Here is a 16,245-nt window from a genome sequence, read left to right as displayed (position 1 = left end):
GTGCGGTGCGCCAGATGTGGCGGGTCGATGGTGGCCGGGCAGTACAGCGAGAACCACCAGCCGAAGTACAGGTGCAAGACGGCCCGCGAGTCCGGGCCGCTCGGGTGCGCCGGCGGGCACGTCCTCGTCCGGCTCGTCGAGGCCCACGTCCTCGAGCACGTCGAGGCTCTGGCCGAGCAGGTCGAGACGGTCAACGAGCGCCTCGGGCCGCTCACGGCGCACCGGACCACTCTGAAGGCCGAGGAGGACGCCCTGGCGCGGCAGGTGGTGCGGACCGATGAGGCGCTGACACGGTTGGCGGTGCAGGACGCCGAGCACCCGTTGCCGCCGGCGGTGTACACGAAGGCCCGCCAGGAGCTCGTGGACCGGGCGGCCGACCTGGAGCGGTCGCTGGCCGACGTGCAGCGCGAGAGCCGTCGTGCGGTGCCGCACGCGGGGCAGGCGGCGGTTGAGCTGCTCGCGGGGTGGGAGCGGTGGCCGGTGACGGTGCGGCGTGAGGCGCTGCGTGGGCTGGTGCACTGCGTGCTGGTTTCGGCGGGGACTCCGGCGCGGTTCCGGATCGTTGAGCCGTCCGAGATCAGGCCGGGTCTTTAGGCACCAGTCACGGTCATGTCGGCCGGCATCGTGATGGCGATCTGGGGCGTCGCGCGCCAAGAGCTGACGGCGATGCTGAGGTCGGCGCTCAACTCGGTGCAGTAGTGCTCCACCGGCTGCGCGCCCGCTCCCACCGTGGCGCGGCGGTCGTCGACGTCGTGCTGGTGATCGTCGTCCTCGTGCCGGTCGTGCTCGGGATCGTCCAGGTCGCGCTGGTGATGTTCGTCCGCAACACGCTGGCTGCCGCGGCCTCCGAGGGCGCGCGGCTCGCGGCGACGGCCGACCGCGGACCGGGCGACGGGGTCGCCCTGACGCGCGAGCAGGTCGACCAGGCGATCTCGGGTCGCTTTGCCCAGGACGTGTCCGTACGCCGGGTGCTCATCGACGGCGCTCCCGCCGTGGAGGTCACCATCCACGCCCGCGTCCCTGCCCTGGGCCTGGGCGGGCCCGCCATCGAGCTCGACGTCGCGGGCCACGCCATCGAGGAGCTGCCGTGACACGGCGCTGGCAGCGCACCGGCGATGCAGAGCGCGGCAGCGCCGTGGTCGAGCTGACCTGGTTGGGCATCCTCCTGCTCATCCCGACGCTCTGGATCGTGCTGTCGGTCTTCGAGGTGCAGAAGGGGGCCTTCGGCACGAGCGCGGCCGCGCGTGCGGCGGGCCGCGCCTACGCACTGGCACCCACCGACGCCGAAGGCCAGCGTCGAGCTGAGCAGGCTGCGCGACAGGCACTGGTCGACCAGGGGCTCGAGGACGCCCCGCTGACGGTCACGGTCAGCTGCGACTCGCCCGGCACCAGCTGCCACAGTGGGGGAGCAGTCATCACCGTGCGCATCTCGTCGCGCGTCGACCTGCCGCTGATGCCGGAGGTCCTCGGTGGCGAGAAGCCCAGCTTCGCCCTCGACGCCACCCACGTGGTCCCGATCGGGCAGTACCGGGAGGTCCGGTGACAGCCGTGACCACCCGTCGTACGCCGCGGGGCGAGCGGGGCTCGTCGGTCGTCCTCATCTGCGGCTTCGCGGTCTTCCTGCTGATGACGATCGCGATGGTGATCGACGCGTCCGCGGCCTACCTGCAACGCCAGGGCCTCGACACCCTCGCCGACGGCGCGGCGCTGCGCGGCGCCGACCTCGGGGCGACCGGGACCGATGTCTACGAGGGTGGAGTGAGCCAGGACCGCCTCGAGCTCACCGAGGCGCAGGCCCGCGAGGCAGTGCGGTCCTACCTCGCCGAGGTCGGTGCCCACCGGCGCTTCCCCGGCCTCTCCTTCGACGTCCGCGTCGAGACCACCCGGGTCGTCGTCGACCTGCGCGCGCCGCTCGACCTGCCGCTGACGGTGCCCGGCTCGCCCGACCGGCCGGTCGTGGGCGCCACCGGGTCGGCCGTCGTCGCGCCCGACTAGACCCGCCAAGGAGCCGTCAACCCCCGCACATTGGGGGGTTCCTGGACGTCCCCGAGCGGTCTTTGATGGAGACGGGTACACGCGACGTCGACCATCTGGAGAGCGCCATGTCAGTGCAACCCAAGTTCGTCCTGGCCTTCACCGCCACGTTCATCCTCGCCCTCACCCTGCTGATGTTCCCGGTCCAGGCCAAGGCCGACCGCGAGCACGGTCCGGGAACCCTGCGCTCCGTGGCCCTGCTGGACGGTCCCCGCGGGCTCGACGCCCTCGGGCGCGGCAAGACCCTCGTGAGCGAGGCCGACGGCTCGTTCAGCCTCGTCGTCGAGCACCGTCGCGCCGAGGCCACCGTGGTCCCCCTCGGCAGCGTCCCTGCCGACTTCTCACCCGCAGTCGCACGCGGTCGCGACGGCACCGTCTACATCCTCACCGGGGGCGCTCCACCCGACGCCCCGAGCGCTCCGGGCAGCGCAACGCTCTACGCCTGGCACAGTGGCGACCTCGCCCCGGCGGCCGTCGCCGACATCGCCGCCTACCAGGCCACCGACCCTGATCCCGACGACCTCGAAGGACTGCCGGCCGACAGCAACCCCTTCGGCCTGGCACCGTTGCGCGACGGCAGCGTCCTCGTGGCCGACGCCGCCGGCAACGACCTGCTGCGGGTCTTCGAGGACGGCACCATCGTCACGGTCGCCCGACTCGCACCTCGCACGGTGGAGGTTCCGGCCGGCCTGCCCGGGGCCGGGACGATGATCCCCTCGGAGGCCGTGGCCACCTCTGTGACGGTCGGCAAGGACGGCGACTACTACGTGGGCGAGCTCCGCGGCTACCCGGCCACTCCCGGCACGTCCCAGGTGTGGAGGATCGAGAAGGGATCCATCGACGCGACCTGCGACCCGGAGGCCCCGAGGGGCGGGGCGTGCACCCGGCTGGCCGACGGCCTGACCTCCATCGTCGACCTGGCCTCCGACAAGCGCCGCAACATCTACGCGGTGTCCCTGTCGACGATGAGCTGGCTGGCCGTCGAGAACGGCGTGGCCGGCTCCGAGGTCGGCGCCCTGTGGCGCATCGGGCGCGCTCGAGGTCACGGTCATGACCGCGACGACGGGCACCGTGCGCCCACGATCACCGAGCTCCTGGCCGGCCAGCTGATCCTTCCGGGGGGAGCCGACGCGGTCGACGACACGCTCTACCTCACGGGCCCCGTCTTCGGACCGGGCGGGCTGAGCAAGGTGGCCCTGAAGCACCGCTGAGCCCACCGAGGAGGAGAGGAGCCCCACCCCTGAGTCCCGGCCCGATCCCACCCGGGCCGGGACTGCTTCACCCGAAAGGGTCCCTGAGAGGTCTCCTCCTCGCTACCGTCGAGCCATGCTCCCTCGGATCCTGGCTGCTCTGACGACGGCGCTGGCCCTCGCAGCGGTGCTCCTGGTGTCGAGTCCCGCCGAGGCGAGGACCCCGGAGCAGGGCTACCAGTCCTCCGCCTTCACCGCGACCAACAAGGCCCGCGTCGCGCACGACCGGGCCAAGGTGAAGGTCAACGGCTGCGTTCAGCGCTTCGCCGTACGCCAGGCAAGGCGGATGGCTGCGCAGCAGGAGATGTTCCACCAGGACCTCCAGCCGATCCTCACGGCCTGTGGGCTGACCAAGGTCGGGGAGAACGTCGCCTTCGGCTACTCCTCGGGCAGCTGGGTGGTCACGAAGGGCTGGATGAGGTCGAAGGGCCACCGGGCCAACATCCTCGACGGCGACTTCGCCCTGCTCGGCGTCGGAGCCCGCCGGGGCGCCGACGGCACGTGGTACGCCGCGCAGGTCTTCGGCCGGCGCTGACCGGTCGTCCTCCGCGGACCGACGCGGGGGCCACGCAGGACCGTCCGATCGGAGGATGCGGGTCGCTCCGGCGGATCACTAGCGTCGGGCGCATGCTCTCTCGGATCCTGGCCGCAGCCGTGGTCGTGCTCGCGGTGCTGGTCGCCAGCCCCGCTGCTCCAGCGCAGGCGCGCACGCCCGAGTCGACGTACCAGACCGCCATCACGGTGACCACCAACCAGGTGCGCGTGCAGCGCGACCGGGTCAGGCTGCGCGGCAACACCTGCGTCCAGGGCTTCGCCGTGCGCCAGGCCAAGCGGATGGCCGCCCAGGAGCGGATGTTCCACCAGGACCTCGGCCCGATCCTCGAGAAGTGCGGGTTGAGCAAGGTAGGGGAGAACGTCGCCTACGGCTACGCCACCGGCGTGCAGCTGGTGCTCCAGGGATGGATGCAGTCGGAGGGCCACCGGGCCAACATCCTCGACCGACAGTTCCGTCTGCTCGGCAGCGGAGCACGACGCAGCGAGGACGGCACGTGGTACGCCGCACAGGTCTTCGGCCGCAAGGCCTGAGCCCGGATCGACGCGCCAACCTCTGACCCGTAACCTTGCCCCTTGTGGCAGGACCGGATTACGACACCCAGATCAAGACGCTCCAGGCGACGATGCACACCATCGAGCAGGTGCTCGACATCACCGCGATGCGCACGGAGATCGCCGACCTCGCAGATCAGGTCGCCGCACCCGACCTCTGGGACGACCAGGCCAACGCGACCCGCGTCACCGGTCGCCTCTCCGCGATCCAGGGCGAGGTCGACCGCTTCGAGTCGCTGACCAGCCGCATCGAGGACCTCGAGATCATGCTCGAGCTCAGCGCCGAGGAGGGCGACGAGTCGGCCCTGGCCGAGGCCGAGATCGAGCTCAACCGGATCAAGAAGTCCGTCGAGGGCCTCGAGGTCCGCACCCTCCTCAACGGCGAGTACGACGCCCGTGAGGCGCTGGTCTCGATCCGCGCCGGCGCCGGTGGCGTCGATGCAGCCGACTTCGCCGAGACCCTCATGCGGATGTACGTCCGCTGGGCCGAGCAGCACGACTACGCCGTCGAGGTCTACGAGACCTCCTACGCCGAGGAGGCCGGCCTCAAGTCGGCCACCTTCGCCATCCACGCGCCGTACGCCTATGGCACGTTGAGCGTCGAGGCCGGCACCCACCGCCTCGTGCGGATCAGCCCCTTCGACAACCAGGGCCGTCGCCAGACCAGCTTCGCCGCGGTCGAGGTCGTGCCGGTGCTCGAGCAGACCGACGAGATCGACGTGCCCGACGAGGAGATCCGCGTCGACGTCTACCGCTCCGGAGGTCCCGGCGGCCAGTCGGTCAACACCACCGACTCCGCGGTGCGCCTCACGCACATCCCCACCGGCACGGTCGTCTCGTGCCAGAACGAGAAGTCCCAGCTGCAGAACAAGGCGAGCGCCATGGTCGTGCTCAAGGCCAAGCTGCTCGCGCTCAAGAAGGCCGAGGAGAAGGCGCACCTGGACGGGCTGCGCGGCGACGTGCAGGCCAGCTGGGGTGACCAGATGCGCAACTACGTCCTCAACCCCTACCAGGTCGTCAAGGACCTGCGCACGGGCTACGAGGTCGGCAACCCCACCTCGGTCTTCGACGGCGACCTCGACGGCTTCCTCGAGGCCGGCATCCGCTGGCGTCGGGGCACCGACAAGGCCGAGGCCAACTAGCGGGCAGTACGCCGAGTCGGCGCGATGTTGCAGGTGGCAGGGGGTCCGCTTCATCAAGGTATGCAGACGAAGCGCCACCTCCCACGGTCGAGCGGTGCTCCGGCTGGAACTTCCCACGACGACGCGCCACCTCCCACGGGGTGCACGCCGTGGGGAGTGGCGGTTCGTCGACATACCGTGATGCAGCGGACGCGGTGCAACATTGCGCCGACTCGGCGGACGCCGTGCAACATCGCGCCGACTCGGCGTACGCCGTGCAACATCGCGCCGACTCGGCGTACGCCGTGCAACATCGCGCCGACTCGGCGGTCAGCGGGCGGTGACAGCGTTGGACCGCGCGCTGAGCGGGCCGAAGCCCACGGCGTTGCGCGCGCGCACGGCGAAGCGGTAGCGGCCGGACGGCAGGCCGAGCGAGCCGGAGCGGAAGCCTGCGCCGACGACCTGGCTGGTGAGGGTGCGGACGACCGCGCCCGCACTGGTGAGCTTGTAGGCGACGAGCTGGTAGCCGTCGACGGCCGAGCCGCCGCTGCTCGTCGGGGGCTGCCACCGCACGACCGCGGTGACGGCTCCGCCGCGAGCGCCGGGGCTCGCCTGCCCAATCGCCGGTGCTCCGGGGGCGGTGACCACGGTCGGCACGGCCACGCTCGCGGCAGGGCCGGGTCCGACGGCGCTCGTGGCGCGCACCTCGAGGGTGTGGGCGGCCGACGAGACCGCCCCGAACACGTGGGTCAGCGAGCCGGAGGCGGGTGACCACGCCCCGGCATCGAGGCGCACCTCGTAGCCGCTGACCGGTCCACCCGTGGTGGGTGCCGCCCAGGTGAGGGTGAGCGTCTGCGCGTTGCGGGTCGCGGTCGGGGAGCCGGGAGCACCGGGTGCCACCGGCTCGGGGTCGGGTGCGCCGCCGCAGCCCGTGACGGCCAGGCGGTAGGCGCCGAGGCTGCCGTAGTCGTCGTAGCCGCTCGACGGCGAGCCGTTGCCGACACCGTCGACCACGGCGAAGTAGCTGCCGCTGGGCACGCTCTGCGTCAGCGTGGCGCCGAGCCCGGAGGCGACGTCGAAGTCGACGGTGCCCGAGGCCGGGTTGGCGGTGGCGAGGACGGCGCCGACGTCGTCGACCAGCTGCACCTGCAGGTCGAGGTCGGGGCTGACCGGGGCGACCGTGCCGGTGACCGTGACGGCACCCGCGCAGGTGCCGAGCGCGTAGTAGTCGACGTCGCTGCGCTTCGAGACGTACGCCGGCGCGCCGGTCGGCAGCGCGCTGCTGGCCGTGGCGCGCGTGCCGCCGTCCTCGTCGGCGCGGTAGGGCGCGCCGTTGGCGGCGATGATCGCCACGTCGTCCTCGCCAGAGCGCGTGGCGCCGGTGTAGTCGCCCTTGCTCCACTGGGTGATCGGTCGGCCGTAGCCGGCGCCCATGATCGGTGCCCAGGATCCGTGGCCCTCGTAGTAGTCAGCGCCGCCCTGCCCGTCGTGGTCGAGACCGAAGTTGTGGCCCACCTCGTGGCTGACGGCCTCGGCGACCGCCTTGGGGTCGTCCATCAACGTCTGCGGGAAGATCCAGGCGGGTTGGAACTGGCTGTGTGCGTCAGGCTCGTCGACGACGTCCAGGAACGCCACGCCGCCGCAGCCGCCGCCGCAGATCGCGTCGAGGGCCGCGTCGCTTGGGGTGATGAGCGCGCGGGTGCCGAAGACCTGGTCCGCGGAGCCCGAGCGGGTGATCGCCGCGGCGCCCGGGTCGGCGGTCGTCACGTCGACGTCGAACGGGGCGTAGTCCTCCGCGACCCGGGCCCAGATGTCCTGCACCGTGGCCAGCTCGGCCGCGGAGAAGGACGCGCCGTTGCCGCCGGGGTCCCAGGCCGGGTGGGTGCCGCCGGGGAGCCCGGTGTCGGTGTTCCACTGGGTGCCGTTGACGCCTGCCCCGTCGAAGTCGAGGAAGATCGTGCGCTGCGAGCCGGGCTTGCTGTGCAGGGTGAAGCTGCGCCGCAGGGCGACCCGCGCCTCGGGGGCAGCGGCCGGCGGCTCGATGCCGTCCGGAGCCGGGTCGACCACGTAGACCTTGCCGGAGACGCTCGTGCGGTGGGTCGGGTCCGGCGCCGGCGCGGAGGCGAGCGACGCGGGGACGTCGAGGGCTGCCAGGCCTGCGAGCACGGAGGTCAGGACGACGCTGGCGAGGATCCGCCGGGAGGGATGCTGAGGCACGTGGCCACGCTAGGACCGGGTAGGCGCACCTCGCAGGAGAACGCCCCGCGCATCAGCCGATCGATCAGTCGAGCGGCGCAGCGGACTGGACCACGGCGGCGCACCAGCGGCTGGTGCGCTCGGTCAGCTCGGCGGCCGGCACCGCGGCGGGAGCGGTCAGCTGGCAGGTCAACCAGGCGTCGCCGAAGAGCCCGCGGAAGGACTGACGGCGACTCCCGCCCTCGGTGCACTCGAGCGCCACGGAGGGCACGCCGTACGACGGGGCGCCGGCGAGCGGCTCGCACCCGGCGTCGCGGCGGGCCGACCCGGCGAGGGCCGTGGCCCGCTCGCTGGTGACCGGGGGGGCGAAGACCCACGCGCGGGCGACCGTGCCGTCGGCCGCGCTCCAGGCGCAGCTGAACTCGTGGGCGACATCGCGCAGCGAGCCGACGATCCGGGCGCGCCGGCCGTTGCCGTAGGCGACCACCTCGTCGACCGGGCCGGCCACCGCATCGGCCACGGCGTCCTCGGGGACCGTCGTGCAGAAGTCGGTGCGCGCGACCAGCAGCTCGGTCGTGTCGAGCGACGACAGGGTCGCCGGGGGAGGCGCAGCGGCGGGCGGGACGGGGGCCGGCTCGTCGCCGCCGACGACCAGGACACCCACCGTGACGGCCACGACGGTCGCCACGAGGGCGATCAGGAGGGTCCGGAGCGCGCGCACCCGCACACGATACGGAGCGAGTGGTGCTAGAAATGCACGGGTGAGCACTCCCGATGTCGTCCGCACCGCCGCGGTCGCCCGCCTCGGGGCCCTGGGCGACGCCGCCCAGGAGGCCTTCCTGCTGCGGCTCGACCGGTGGTGGCCCGACCTGGACCGGGCCGTGCGCGAGGTCTACCGCGCCACCCCCGACCTGGCCCTGCGGCTCGTCGAGACGGCCGCCGACGCCTACGCCGAGCGCTCGCCCGACCTGCACCGCCTCGACCAGCAGCGGCTGCTGCGTCCCGACTGGATCCAGCAGCCCGACCGCTTCGGCTACGCCTGCTACACCGACCGCTTCGCCGGAGACCTGCCCGGGCTGAGCAAGCGTCTGGACTACCTCGACGAGCTCGGCGTGACCTACCTGCACCTGATGCCGCTGCTCCAGCCGCGCGAGGGTGACAACGACGGCGGCTACGCCGTGCAGGACTACGGCGCCGTCCGCGCCGACCTCGGCACGATGGACGACCTGGCCGAGCTCGCTGCCCGGCTGCGCGAGCGCGGCATCAGCCTGGTCGTCGACCTGGTGCTCAACCACGTGGCCCGCGAGCACGCCTGGGCCGCGGCGGCGCGCGCGGGCGACGAGACCCACCGCGACTACTTCCTGATCCACCCCGACCGCACGCTGCCCGACGCCTACGAGGCGACGCTGCCCGAGGTGTTCCCCGACTTCGCACCCGGGAGCTTCACCTGGGACGACGAGGCGGCCGGCTGGGTGTGGACCACGTTCAACACCTGGCAGTGGGACCTCAACTGGGCCAACCCCGAGGTGCTGGTGGAGTTCGCCCGCATCGTCCTCGACCTGGCCAACGTCGGCGTCGAGGTGCTGCGTCTCGACGCCATCGCGTTCCTGTGGAAGCGGATGGGCACCACCTGCCAGAACCAGCCGGAGGTCCACTGGATCACCCAGGCGCTGCGCACGGTGGCGAAGATCGCGGCGCCCGCCGTGCTGTTCAAGGCCGAGGCGATCGTCGGTCCGCGTGACCTCGTGCAATACCTCGGCACCGGCCCGCACACCGGGCTGGTCAGCGACCTTGCCTACCACAACAGCCTGATGGTGCAGGTCTGGTCGATGCTCGCCACCCGCAACACCGTGCTCGCCCGGCACGCCCTCGCCGCGCTGCCGCCGACGCCGCCGAGCGGCACGTGGATCACCTACGTCCGCTGCCACGACGACATCGGGTGGGCCATCGACGACGGCGACGCCGCCGCGGTCGGGCTCACCGGGCCCGCGCACCGGCACTTCCTCAGCGACTTCTACGCCGGGGATTTCCCCGGCTCCTGGTCCGAGGGCCTGGTCTTCCAGGCCAACCCCGACACCGGTGACCGGCGCATCAGCGGCACCGTCGCCTCGCTCACCGGTCTCGGCGAGCACGAGGTGGACGTCGAAGGCGCGCTGGCGCGGATCTCCCTGGCCCACGCGATCGTCGCGGGATGGGGCGGGGTCCCGGTGATCTGGAGCGGCGACGAACTGGCCCAGCCCAACGACCCCGCGTGGGCCGAGGAGCCCGGCCACGAGGACGACAACCGGTGGGCCCACCGCCCCCGCATCGACGAGGCCCGGATGGCCCGGCGCGGCCGCGCCGACACCCCGGCCGGCCAGGTGTTCGTCGCCATCGCCCACCTCGCCCGCGTCCGCGCCGCTCTCCCGCAGCTGCACGCGTCCGCGCCCACCGACACGCTGACGGACACCGACGACGGCATCCTCGCCGTCGTACGACGTCACGCGAGCGGGCCCTTCGTCGGGCTCTACAACGTCACCGACGAGCACCGGCCCTTCCCGCTCCGGCGCCTTCACGAGGCGGGCCTGGCTGCGCCGTACGACGCGATCGGGGGGCGCCTGGTCACCGCCGGCCACGACGGCAACGTCTGGCTGCCCCCCTACGCGGCGTGGTGGGTGGTCGAGGCCACAGCCTGACGGGGGTGCGGGCGGGGCGGGGTCCCCAGAAGGGTGCCCTTCTCGGCTAACGTCGTTTCACGTGATTCGCTTCGAGAAGGTCTCCAAGACCTACCCCGGCCCGGGCAAGCCTGCCCTCGACAACGTGTCGATCGACATCGAGAAGGGCGAGTTCGTCTTCCTCGTCGGCACGTCCGGCTCCGGCAAGTCCACCGCCCTGCGCCTGGTGCTGCGCGAGAGCCGCCCCTCGTCCGGGCGGGTCTACGTCGCGGGCAAGGAGGTCAACCGGCTTGCCGGGTGGAAGGTCCCGCGGCTACGGCGCCAGATCGGCACGGTCTTCCAGGACTTCCGCCTCCTGCAGAACAAGACCGTCTCGGAGAACGTCGCCTTCGCCCTCCAGGTGATCGGCAAGTCCCGCAGCGAGATCGACAAGGTCGTCCCCGGCACCCTGGAGATGGTCGGCCTCGAGGGCAAGGGGGACCGTCTGCCCACCGAGCTGTCCGGTGGCGAGCAGCAGCGCGTCGCGATCGCGCGCGCCTTCGTCAACCGGCCGATGATCCTCATCGCCGACGAGCCCACGGGCAACCTCGACCCCACCACCTCGGCCGGCATCATGAAGCTGCTCGGCCGCATCAACGAGACCGGGACCACCGTGCTGATGGCCACCCACGACGAGCACGTCGTCGACCAGATGCAGAAGCGCGTCATCGAGCTCGACCACGGGGTGATCACGCGCGACGAAGCGCGCGGCGGCTACGGATCGCAGGTGGTCTGATGCAGCTGCGCCACTCGTTCACCGAGCTCCGCCAGGGGCTGCGCCGCAACGTCTCCATGCACATCGCGGTCGTGCTCACCCTGTTCGTCTCGCTGACCCTCGTCGGTCTCGGCGCCATGCTCAACCAGCAGGCCGTCAAGGCGGCCGACCAGTGGGGCAGCGAGCTCCAGATCACCGTCTACCTCTGCCGTGACGGCGACGACAACCCGGCCTGCCTCTCCGAGGTCACCGACCCGCAGAAGCAGCAGATCGCCAGCGTCGTGGAGGACAGTCCCGAGGTCGCTGACTGGTACACCGAGACCAAGGCGCAGGCCTTCGAGAAGGTCAAGGAGCTCTTCGGGCCCGAGCGCTTCGAGGGCCCCGACGCCGCCCTCACGGCCGACGACATGGCCGAGTCGGTCTGGATCACGCTGGAGGACCCGGACGAGTACGAAGGCATCACCAGCGCCCTCCGGGGCCTGCCCGGCGTGGCTCGGATCCAGGACCTGCGCGACGTGGTCGGCCCGATCCTCAGCTCGATCGACGCACTCAAGTACGGCGCCATCGGCACGGCCGCGTTCCTCGTGCTCGCCGCCCTGCTCCTCGTGGCCAACACCATCCGCCTCGCGGCACTCGCCCGACGCAAGGAGATCGGCATCATGCGGCTGGTGGGCGCCTCGACGCTCTACATCGCGCTGCCCTTCCTGATGGAGGCCCTCGTCACCGCGTTCCTCGGGGTGGCGCTGGCCGCCGGCGCCCTCGCGGCGTTCCTGAAGTTCGGGATCATCGACCGCGCGGCGCAGGGGCTGACCTTCATGCCGTGGATCGGCTGGGACGAGTACTACGTGACGCTCATCGGCATCGGGATCCTCGGGCCGGTGCTGACGCTCCTCCCGACACTCCTGTTGACCCGCAAATACATCAAAGTCTGACGTTCAACCACTACCGTCGAGGCGTTCACTTCCCCGAACGCCGAAGGCTTACCTGTGCGCTACTTCCCCAGCGCAGCACGTCAGCGTGTCGTGGTGGCATCCCTTGCCGCCGCGGCCACGCTGGGCGGGCTCGCGATCCCCCTCGCCAACGCCGACGACGGCCTCAAGGGCAAGCAGAAACGTGTCGAGCAGCAGATCGAGGCTGCCCACGACGACGTCCACGCCGGCAGCAAGCGCGTGCAGCGCGCCACGGCCGCCCTCGAGTCGTCGCGTGCGCAGCTGCTGAGCGCCAAGGCCCGCCTCGACGACGTACGCACGCGACTCGCTGCCGCCCAGGCCCGTGACCGCGAGATGCAGGCCAAGCTGGTGCTGGCCGAGGAGGCCCTCGAGCAGGCCCGCGCCGACGTGATCGCCGGCCAGGCCGCGCTGGCGGCCCAGCGGGTCACGGTCGTCAACACCGTCAACGACGTCTACGAGAACGGCGACCCGCAGCTGCTGGCCTTCGCGTCGCTGATGGACGCCGACAGCCCCGAGGACCTGATGCGCCGGATGGAGGCCACCGACGCTGTCGTGGGCAGCCAGGACCGGGCCTACTCCGGGCTGCACGAGGCCGAGATCCTGCTGCGGGTCCGTGAGGGCGAGGTCAGGACCGCCAAGCAGGACATGGAGCTGCGGCGCGCCGACGCGGCCGCCAACCTCGCCCTGGTCCGCGACCTGCTCGAGGAGGCCCGCACGGCCAGGAGCGTCGTGATCACGCTGCTGCAGACCAACCGCGAGGCCCGCGAGAAGGCGGTCGCCGCCAAGGCGAAGGACAAGCTGGCTCTGCAGGCGCTCCAGCGTCGAGAGGAGCGGATCCGTCAGCGGATCCTGGCGGCCGCACGCGCCGCCGCCGCGCGCAACCCCAAGGGGGGCTACCAGGGGGACACCGGTGGCCTCATGGGCAACCCGGTCAACGGCTACGTCACCTCGCCCTACGGCTACCGCGTCCACCCGATCTACGGCTACTACGGACTGCACGACGGGACCGACTTCGGCGCCGGCTGCGGCCAGTCGCTGTTCGCCGTGGCCGGCGGCACGGTCACCGACATCTACTACTCCTCGAGCTACGGCAACCGGCTCTACCTCAGCCTGGGGCAGGTCAACGGCAAGAACCTCACCGTGGTCTACAACCACGCCACCGGCTACAACGTCTCCGAGGGCGAGTCCGTGGCGCGCGGGGAGACGATCGGCTCCGTCGGCTCCACGGGATGGTCGACCGGGTGCCACCTGCACTTCACGGTCCTGGTCAACGGCAGCCCCGTCGACCCGATGAACTACCTCTGACCGGCGCCGACCCGATTGACGGCTCCTGAGAGACTGGTGTGATGCCGAAGGAACAGGGGCGCAAGATCGTCGCGCAGAACAAGAAGGCGCGACACGACTACGCGATCGAGGACACCTACGAGGCCGGCATGGTCCTCCAGGGCACCGAGGTCAAGTCGCTGCGCATGGGACGCGCGTCGCTCGTCGACGGCTTCGTGGACATCGACGGGCACGAGGCGTGGCTGCACGGCGTCCACATCCCCGAGTACACCCAGGGCACCTGGACCAACCACGCCGCCCGCCGCAAGCGCAAGCTGCTGCTCAACCGCGTCGAGATCGACAAGATCGAGCGCCGCGTCAACGAGAAGGGCCTCACGGTCATCCCGCTGTCGCTCTACTTCATCGACGGTCGCGCCAAGGTCGAGATCGGTCTGGCCAAGGGCAAGAAGTCGTGGGACAAGCGGCACTCCCTCGCCGAGCGCCAGGCCACCCGCGAGATCGAGCAGGCCGTCGGGCGTCGCCTGAAGGGCATGAGTGACTGAGGACGCACGCTCGGACGGAGCCGCCGTCCGGGCGTTCTGGCAGGGCCTCGGGCTGCCGGGGCTCGTCGACGTGCACGTGCACTTCCTGCCCGAGTCGATCCAGCGGGCGGTCTACGCCGTCTTCGACGCGGCCGGTCCCAAGATCGGGCGCGACTGGCCGATCCGCTACCGCTTCGACCACCAGGAGCGCGTCGACCTGCTGCGCGACTTCGGCGTACGCCGCTTCTCGACGCTGCCCTATGCCCACAAGCCCGGCGTGGCGAGCTTCCTCAACGACTGGTCGCGCGACTTCGCGGCCGGGGTCCCCGAGGTGCTGTGGTCGGGGACGTTCTTCCCCGAGCCCGACGCCCCGTCGTACGTCGGAGGGCTGGTCGAGGCGGGCGTCGACATCTTCAAGGTCCACGTGCAGGTGGGGGAGTTCCACCTCGACGACCCGCTGCTCGACCCGGTGTGGGGAATCCTCGAGGATGCCGGCACCCCGATCGTCATCCACGCGGGCTCGGGCCCGGTCGGCAACGCGTTCACCGGCCCTACCTCGCTGCGGCGCGTGCTCGAGCGCTTCCCACGGCTCTTCGTCGTCGTCGCGCACATGGGGGCGCCGGAGTGCGAGGAGTTCCTGGTGCTCGCCGAGACCTACGAGCGGGTCCACCTCGACACCACGATGGTGTTCACCGACTTCTTCGGCGTGGACTATCCCCCCGCACTGCTGCCCCGCCTGGCCGACCTGCAGGACAAGGTGCTGCTCGGCAGCGACTTCCCGACCATTCCCTATCCCTACGTCGAGCAGCTCGACGGGCTGGCGGCGACCGGGCTGGGCGACGACTGGCTGCGGGCGGTCTGCTGGCACAACGGGGTGCGGATCTTCGGGCTCTGAGGCGACACTGTCCGCATGGACATCGCTGCAGCCCTGGCCGACGAGCGGCGTGCGATCGCCGACCGCCTCGAGACCCTGACGCCGGAGCAGTGGCAGGTGCGGACGCTCTGCCCTGCCTGGGACGTGCACGGCATGGCCGCCCACCTCGTGGTGCCCTGCCAGTTCTCCACCGTCGAGATGCTGACCACGATGGTCCGCGCGCGCGGCAACCCCGACCGGCTCTCGGTGCTGATGGCGGCCCGCCGCGCCGAGAAGTCGCCTGCGGAGCTGGTGGCACTGCTGCGGGAGAAGGCCGACTCGCGCCAAGCCCCTCCGATCATCGGCATCGTCGGTCCCTACACCGACGCGCTGGTGCACCAGCAGGACATCCTGATCCCGCTCGGGCTCACCGACGAGCGCCCCGCCGCGCGGTGGCGGCCCTCGCTGGACTTCCTCGTGTCGTCGAAGGCCCGCATCGGTTTCCTGCCCGGGCGGATCCCGCCGTTGCGCTACGTCGCGACCGACCTCGACTGGTCCCATGACGCCGGCTCGGGCTCCGCGGCCCGTGACGCGGTCCATGCTCCGGCGGCCGCCCTCGCGCTCGCGCTGCTGCGCCGTACGCCGCGCCTCGACGAGCTGGCCGGCCCCGGCGCCGAGACGTTGCGGGAGTGGGCGCGGGCATCACCGGTAGGACGTGTCGGTGGTGGCGAGTAGAGTGTCCCCATAACTCAAGAGGGGCTGATCGGTTTCGACTTGGGACGTTAGTCCCAGGGGAAGCGGGTCGAGGAGCCAACGTCATCTCGTAAACGATCGTTGGAAACCTATAACTGCCAACGCTAAGCGCAGTTCCTTCGCTCTCGCTGCCTGAGCAGTGATCGAAGCGTCAGACCGGGCATCCGTCTCCGTCCCGGAACCTGGCGTCATCTAGGAGACTTGCTGATCACCTGCTGTCAGGGCGGATGATCGGGACTCAAACCTGACTGGGCCTGTCGGCGACGTGTTCGTGCGAGCGTCGGGGCCGAGAAAACGACAGCACGGACTGCACCCGGAGAAGACCTGGTTCGACGCTCGAGGACGCGGGTTCGATTCCCGCCAGCTCCACGACAGCCCTCTGTTGAGAAGGCCCCCGCCCCGGCGGGGGCCTTCGTCCTGTCCGGGTGGTCGCCGGGACGTCATGCGGATCGAGGAGACGTGTCCACCGGTCCGGATGACCTCCCGGGCCCGGTCAGACCCTCAGCCCTCGTCGACCCTCGGCTCGATCGCCGCGAGCAGGGCGGCGTACGTCGCCTCGACGTCGCCCGGTGCCGTGGGCAGCAGGATCGTGCCTGGCTCGGTCACCACCAGCCCGGCCATCGCCTCGTGCCACCGCTCGAGCGCCGCCGTCCCGCCGTCCGCCTCGACGGTCCTCGCGGCGAGGCGGTGGTGCAGCAGGTCGGTGGGACGGTCGCGGAACCATGCGGCGACGTCGGCAGGATCGGCGGTGAGCACGACGTGCACGTG

General features: G+C 71.5%; 18 protein-coding genes and 1 other RNA gene. 16 read left to right on the top strand and 3 right to left on the bottom strand.

Annotation, left to right across the window (positions count from 1 at the left end; all coding sequences use genetic code 11):
* The 8 genes from RMN98_RS18935 to prfB form a co-directional block, all read left to right on the top strand.
* Positions 1–594 (top strand): zinc ribbon domain-containing protein (locus RMN98_RS18935; RefSeq protein WP_309650372.1); only part of this gene is annotated, 594 nt, incomplete at its 5' end.
* 104 nt (positions 595–698) lie between these two features.
* Positions 699–1,091 (top strand): TadE/TadG family type IV pilus assembly protein, encoded by a 393-nt coding sequence (locus RMN98_RS18930; RefSeq protein ID WP_309650371.1) that lies wholly within the window; start codon positions 699–701, stop codon positions 1,089–1,091.
* On the top strand, positions 1,088–1,543 hold the full coding sequence (locus RMN98_RS18925; RefSeq protein WP_309650370.1) for a hypothetical protein: 456 nt from the start codon (positions 1,088–1,090) through the stop codon (positions 1,541–1,543). The genes RMN98_RS18930 and RMN98_RS18925 overlap by 4 nt, the downstream gene beginning before the upstream one ends.
* A complete protein-coding gene (locus tag RMN98_RS18920; protein ID WP_309650369.1) occupies positions 1,540–1,995 on the top strand; it encodes a Tad domain-containing protein in 456 nt (151 codons plus the stop codon). Before RMN98_RS18925 ends, RMN98_RS18920 begins: the two co-directional genes overlap by 4 nt.
* Positions 1,996–2,102: 107 nt before the next feature.
* Entirely contained in the window at positions 2,103–3,245 is a 1,143-nt protein-coding gene (locus RMN98_RS18915; protein ID WP_309650368.1) for a ScyD/ScyE family protein, read from the top strand.
* Positions 3,246–3,360: 115 nt separating this feature from the next.
* Entirely contained in the window at positions 3,361–3,819 is a 459-nt protein-coding gene (locus RMN98_RS18910; protein ID WP_309650367.1) for a CAP domain-containing protein, read from the top strand.
* Between the two features lie 92 nt (positions 3,820–3,911).
* The gene (locus RMN98_RS18905) at positions 3,912–4,370 is read left to right on the top strand and encodes a CAP domain-containing protein (RefSeq protein ID WP_309650366.1); all 459 of its coding nucleotides are present in this window, start codon (positions 3,912–3,914) and stop codon (positions 4,368–4,370) included.
* Between the two features lie 44 nt (positions 4,371–4,414).
* Positions 4,415–5,533, top strand: a complete 1,119-nt coding sequence (gene prfB, locus RMN98_RS18900; protein WP_309650365.1) for a peptide chain release factor 2 — start codon at positions 4,415–4,417, stop codon at positions 5,531–5,533.
* Positions 5,534–5,842: 309 nt separating this feature from the next.
* Here the strand turns inward: prfB and RMN98_RS18895 are convergent, their stop codons facing one another.
* Complete coding sequence (locus RMN98_RS18895) at positions 5,843–7,729, bottom strand: zinc-dependent metalloprotease family protein (protein ID WP_309650364.1); 1,887 nt, start codon at positions 7,727–7,729, stop codon at positions 5,843–5,845.
* Positions 7,730–7,793: 64 nt separating this feature from the next.
* Positions 7,794–8,429 (bottom strand): hypothetical protein, encoded by a 636-nt coding sequence (locus RMN98_RS18890; RefSeq protein ID WP_309650363.1) that lies wholly within the window; start codon positions 8,427–8,429, stop codon positions 7,794–7,796.
* 40 nt (positions 8,430–8,469) lie between these two features.
* Here RMN98_RS18890 and RMN98_RS18885 point away from each other — a divergent pair, with 40 nt between their 5' ends.
* The 8 genes from RMN98_RS18885 to ssrA all read left to right on the top strand — a co-directional run bounded on the left by RMN98_RS18885 (position 8,470) and on the right by ssrA (position 15,849).
* Positions 8,470–10,383 (top strand): alpha-amylase family protein, encoded by a 1,914-nt coding sequence (locus RMN98_RS18885; RefSeq protein ID WP_309650362.1) that lies wholly within the window; start codon positions 8,470–8,472, stop codon positions 10,381–10,383.
* 61 nt (positions 10,384–10,444) lie between these two features.
* Positions 10,445–11,137, top strand: coding sequence for a cell division ATP-binding protein FtsE (ftsE, locus tag RMN98_RS18880; RefSeq protein WP_309650361.1), 693 nt, complete (start codon positions 10,445–10,447; stop codon positions 11,135–11,137).
* Entirely contained in the window at positions 11,137–12,048 is a 912-nt protein-coding gene (ftsX, locus tag RMN98_RS18875) for a permease-like cell division protein FtsX (RefSeq protein ID WP_309650360.1), read from the top strand. The genes ftsE and ftsX overlap by 1 nt, the downstream gene beginning before the upstream one ends.
* Positions 12,049–12,141: 93 nt before the next feature.
* The gene (locus tag RMN98_RS18870; RefSeq protein WP_309650359.1) at positions 12,142–13,371 is read left to right on the top strand and encodes a peptidoglycan DD-metalloendopeptidase family protein; all 1,230 of its coding nucleotides are present in this window, start codon (positions 12,142–12,144) and stop codon (positions 13,369–13,371) included.
* Positions 13,372–13,412: 41 nt separating this feature from the next.
* Positions 13,413–13,892: an SsrA-binding protein SmpB gene (gene smpB, locus RMN98_RS18865; protein WP_309650358.1), complete on the top strand. Its 480-nt coding sequence runs from the start codon at positions 13,413–13,415 to the stop codon at positions 13,890–13,892.
* Positions 13,885–14,766, top strand: coding sequence for an amidohydrolase family protein (locus RMN98_RS18860; RefSeq protein WP_309650357.1), 882 nt, complete (start codon positions 13,885–13,887; stop codon positions 14,764–14,766). The genes smpB and RMN98_RS18860 overlap by 8 nt, the downstream gene beginning before the upstream one ends.
* A 15-nt stretch (positions 14,767–14,781) precedes the next feature.
* Complete coding sequence (locus tag RMN98_RS18855) at positions 14,782–15,459, top strand: maleylpyruvate isomerase family mycothiol-dependent enzyme (protein WP_309650356.1); 678 nt, start codon at positions 14,782–14,784, stop codon at positions 15,457–15,459.
* 20 nt (positions 15,460–15,479) lie between these two features.
* Positions 15,480–15,849: a transfer-messenger RNA gene (gene ssrA, locus RMN98_RS18850) on the top strand.
* A gap of 129 nt (positions 15,850–15,978) precedes the next feature.
* Here ssrA and RMN98_RS18845 read toward each other — a convergent pair.
* On the bottom strand, positions 15,979–16,245 hold a 267-nt coding region (locus RMN98_RS18845), incomplete at its 5' end, for a hypothetical protein (RefSeq protein ID WP_309650355.1).

The organism is Nocardioides sp. (assembly GCF_031397825.1).
GTDB lineage: Bacteria > Actinomycetota > Actinomycetes > Propionibacteriales > Nocardioidaceae > Nocardioides.
The sequence above is the reverse complement of the archived record's forward strand: the minus strand, read 5'-3'. Positions and strand labels throughout refer to the sequence as shown.

Bases quoted from the DNA above. Each gene is read 5' to 3' on its own strand.
- ftsX (WP_309650360.1), top strand. From the start codon at position 11,137: ATGCAGCTGCGCCACTCGTTCACCGAGCTCCGCCAGGGGCTGCGCCGC.
- RMN98_RS18915 (WP_309650368.1), top strand. From the start codon at position 2,103: ATGTCAGTGCAACCCAAGTTCGTCCTGGCCTTCACCGCCACGTTCATC.
- RMN98_RS18855 (WP_309650356.1), top strand. From the start codon at position 14,782: ATGGACATCGCTGCAGCCCTGGCCGACGAGCGGCGTGCGATCGCCGAC.
- smpB (WP_309650358.1), top strand. From the start codon at position 13,413: ATGCCGAAGGAACAGGGGCGCAAGATCGTCGCGCAGAACAAGAAGGCG.
- RMN98_RS18910 (WP_309650367.1), top strand. From the start codon at position 3,361: ATGCTCCCTCGGATCCTGGCTGCTCTGACGACGGCGCTGGCCCTCGCA.
- RMN98_RS18905 (WP_309650366.1), top strand. From the start codon at position 3,912: ATGCTCTCTCGGATCCTGGCCGCAGCCGTGGTCGTGCTCGCGGTGCTG.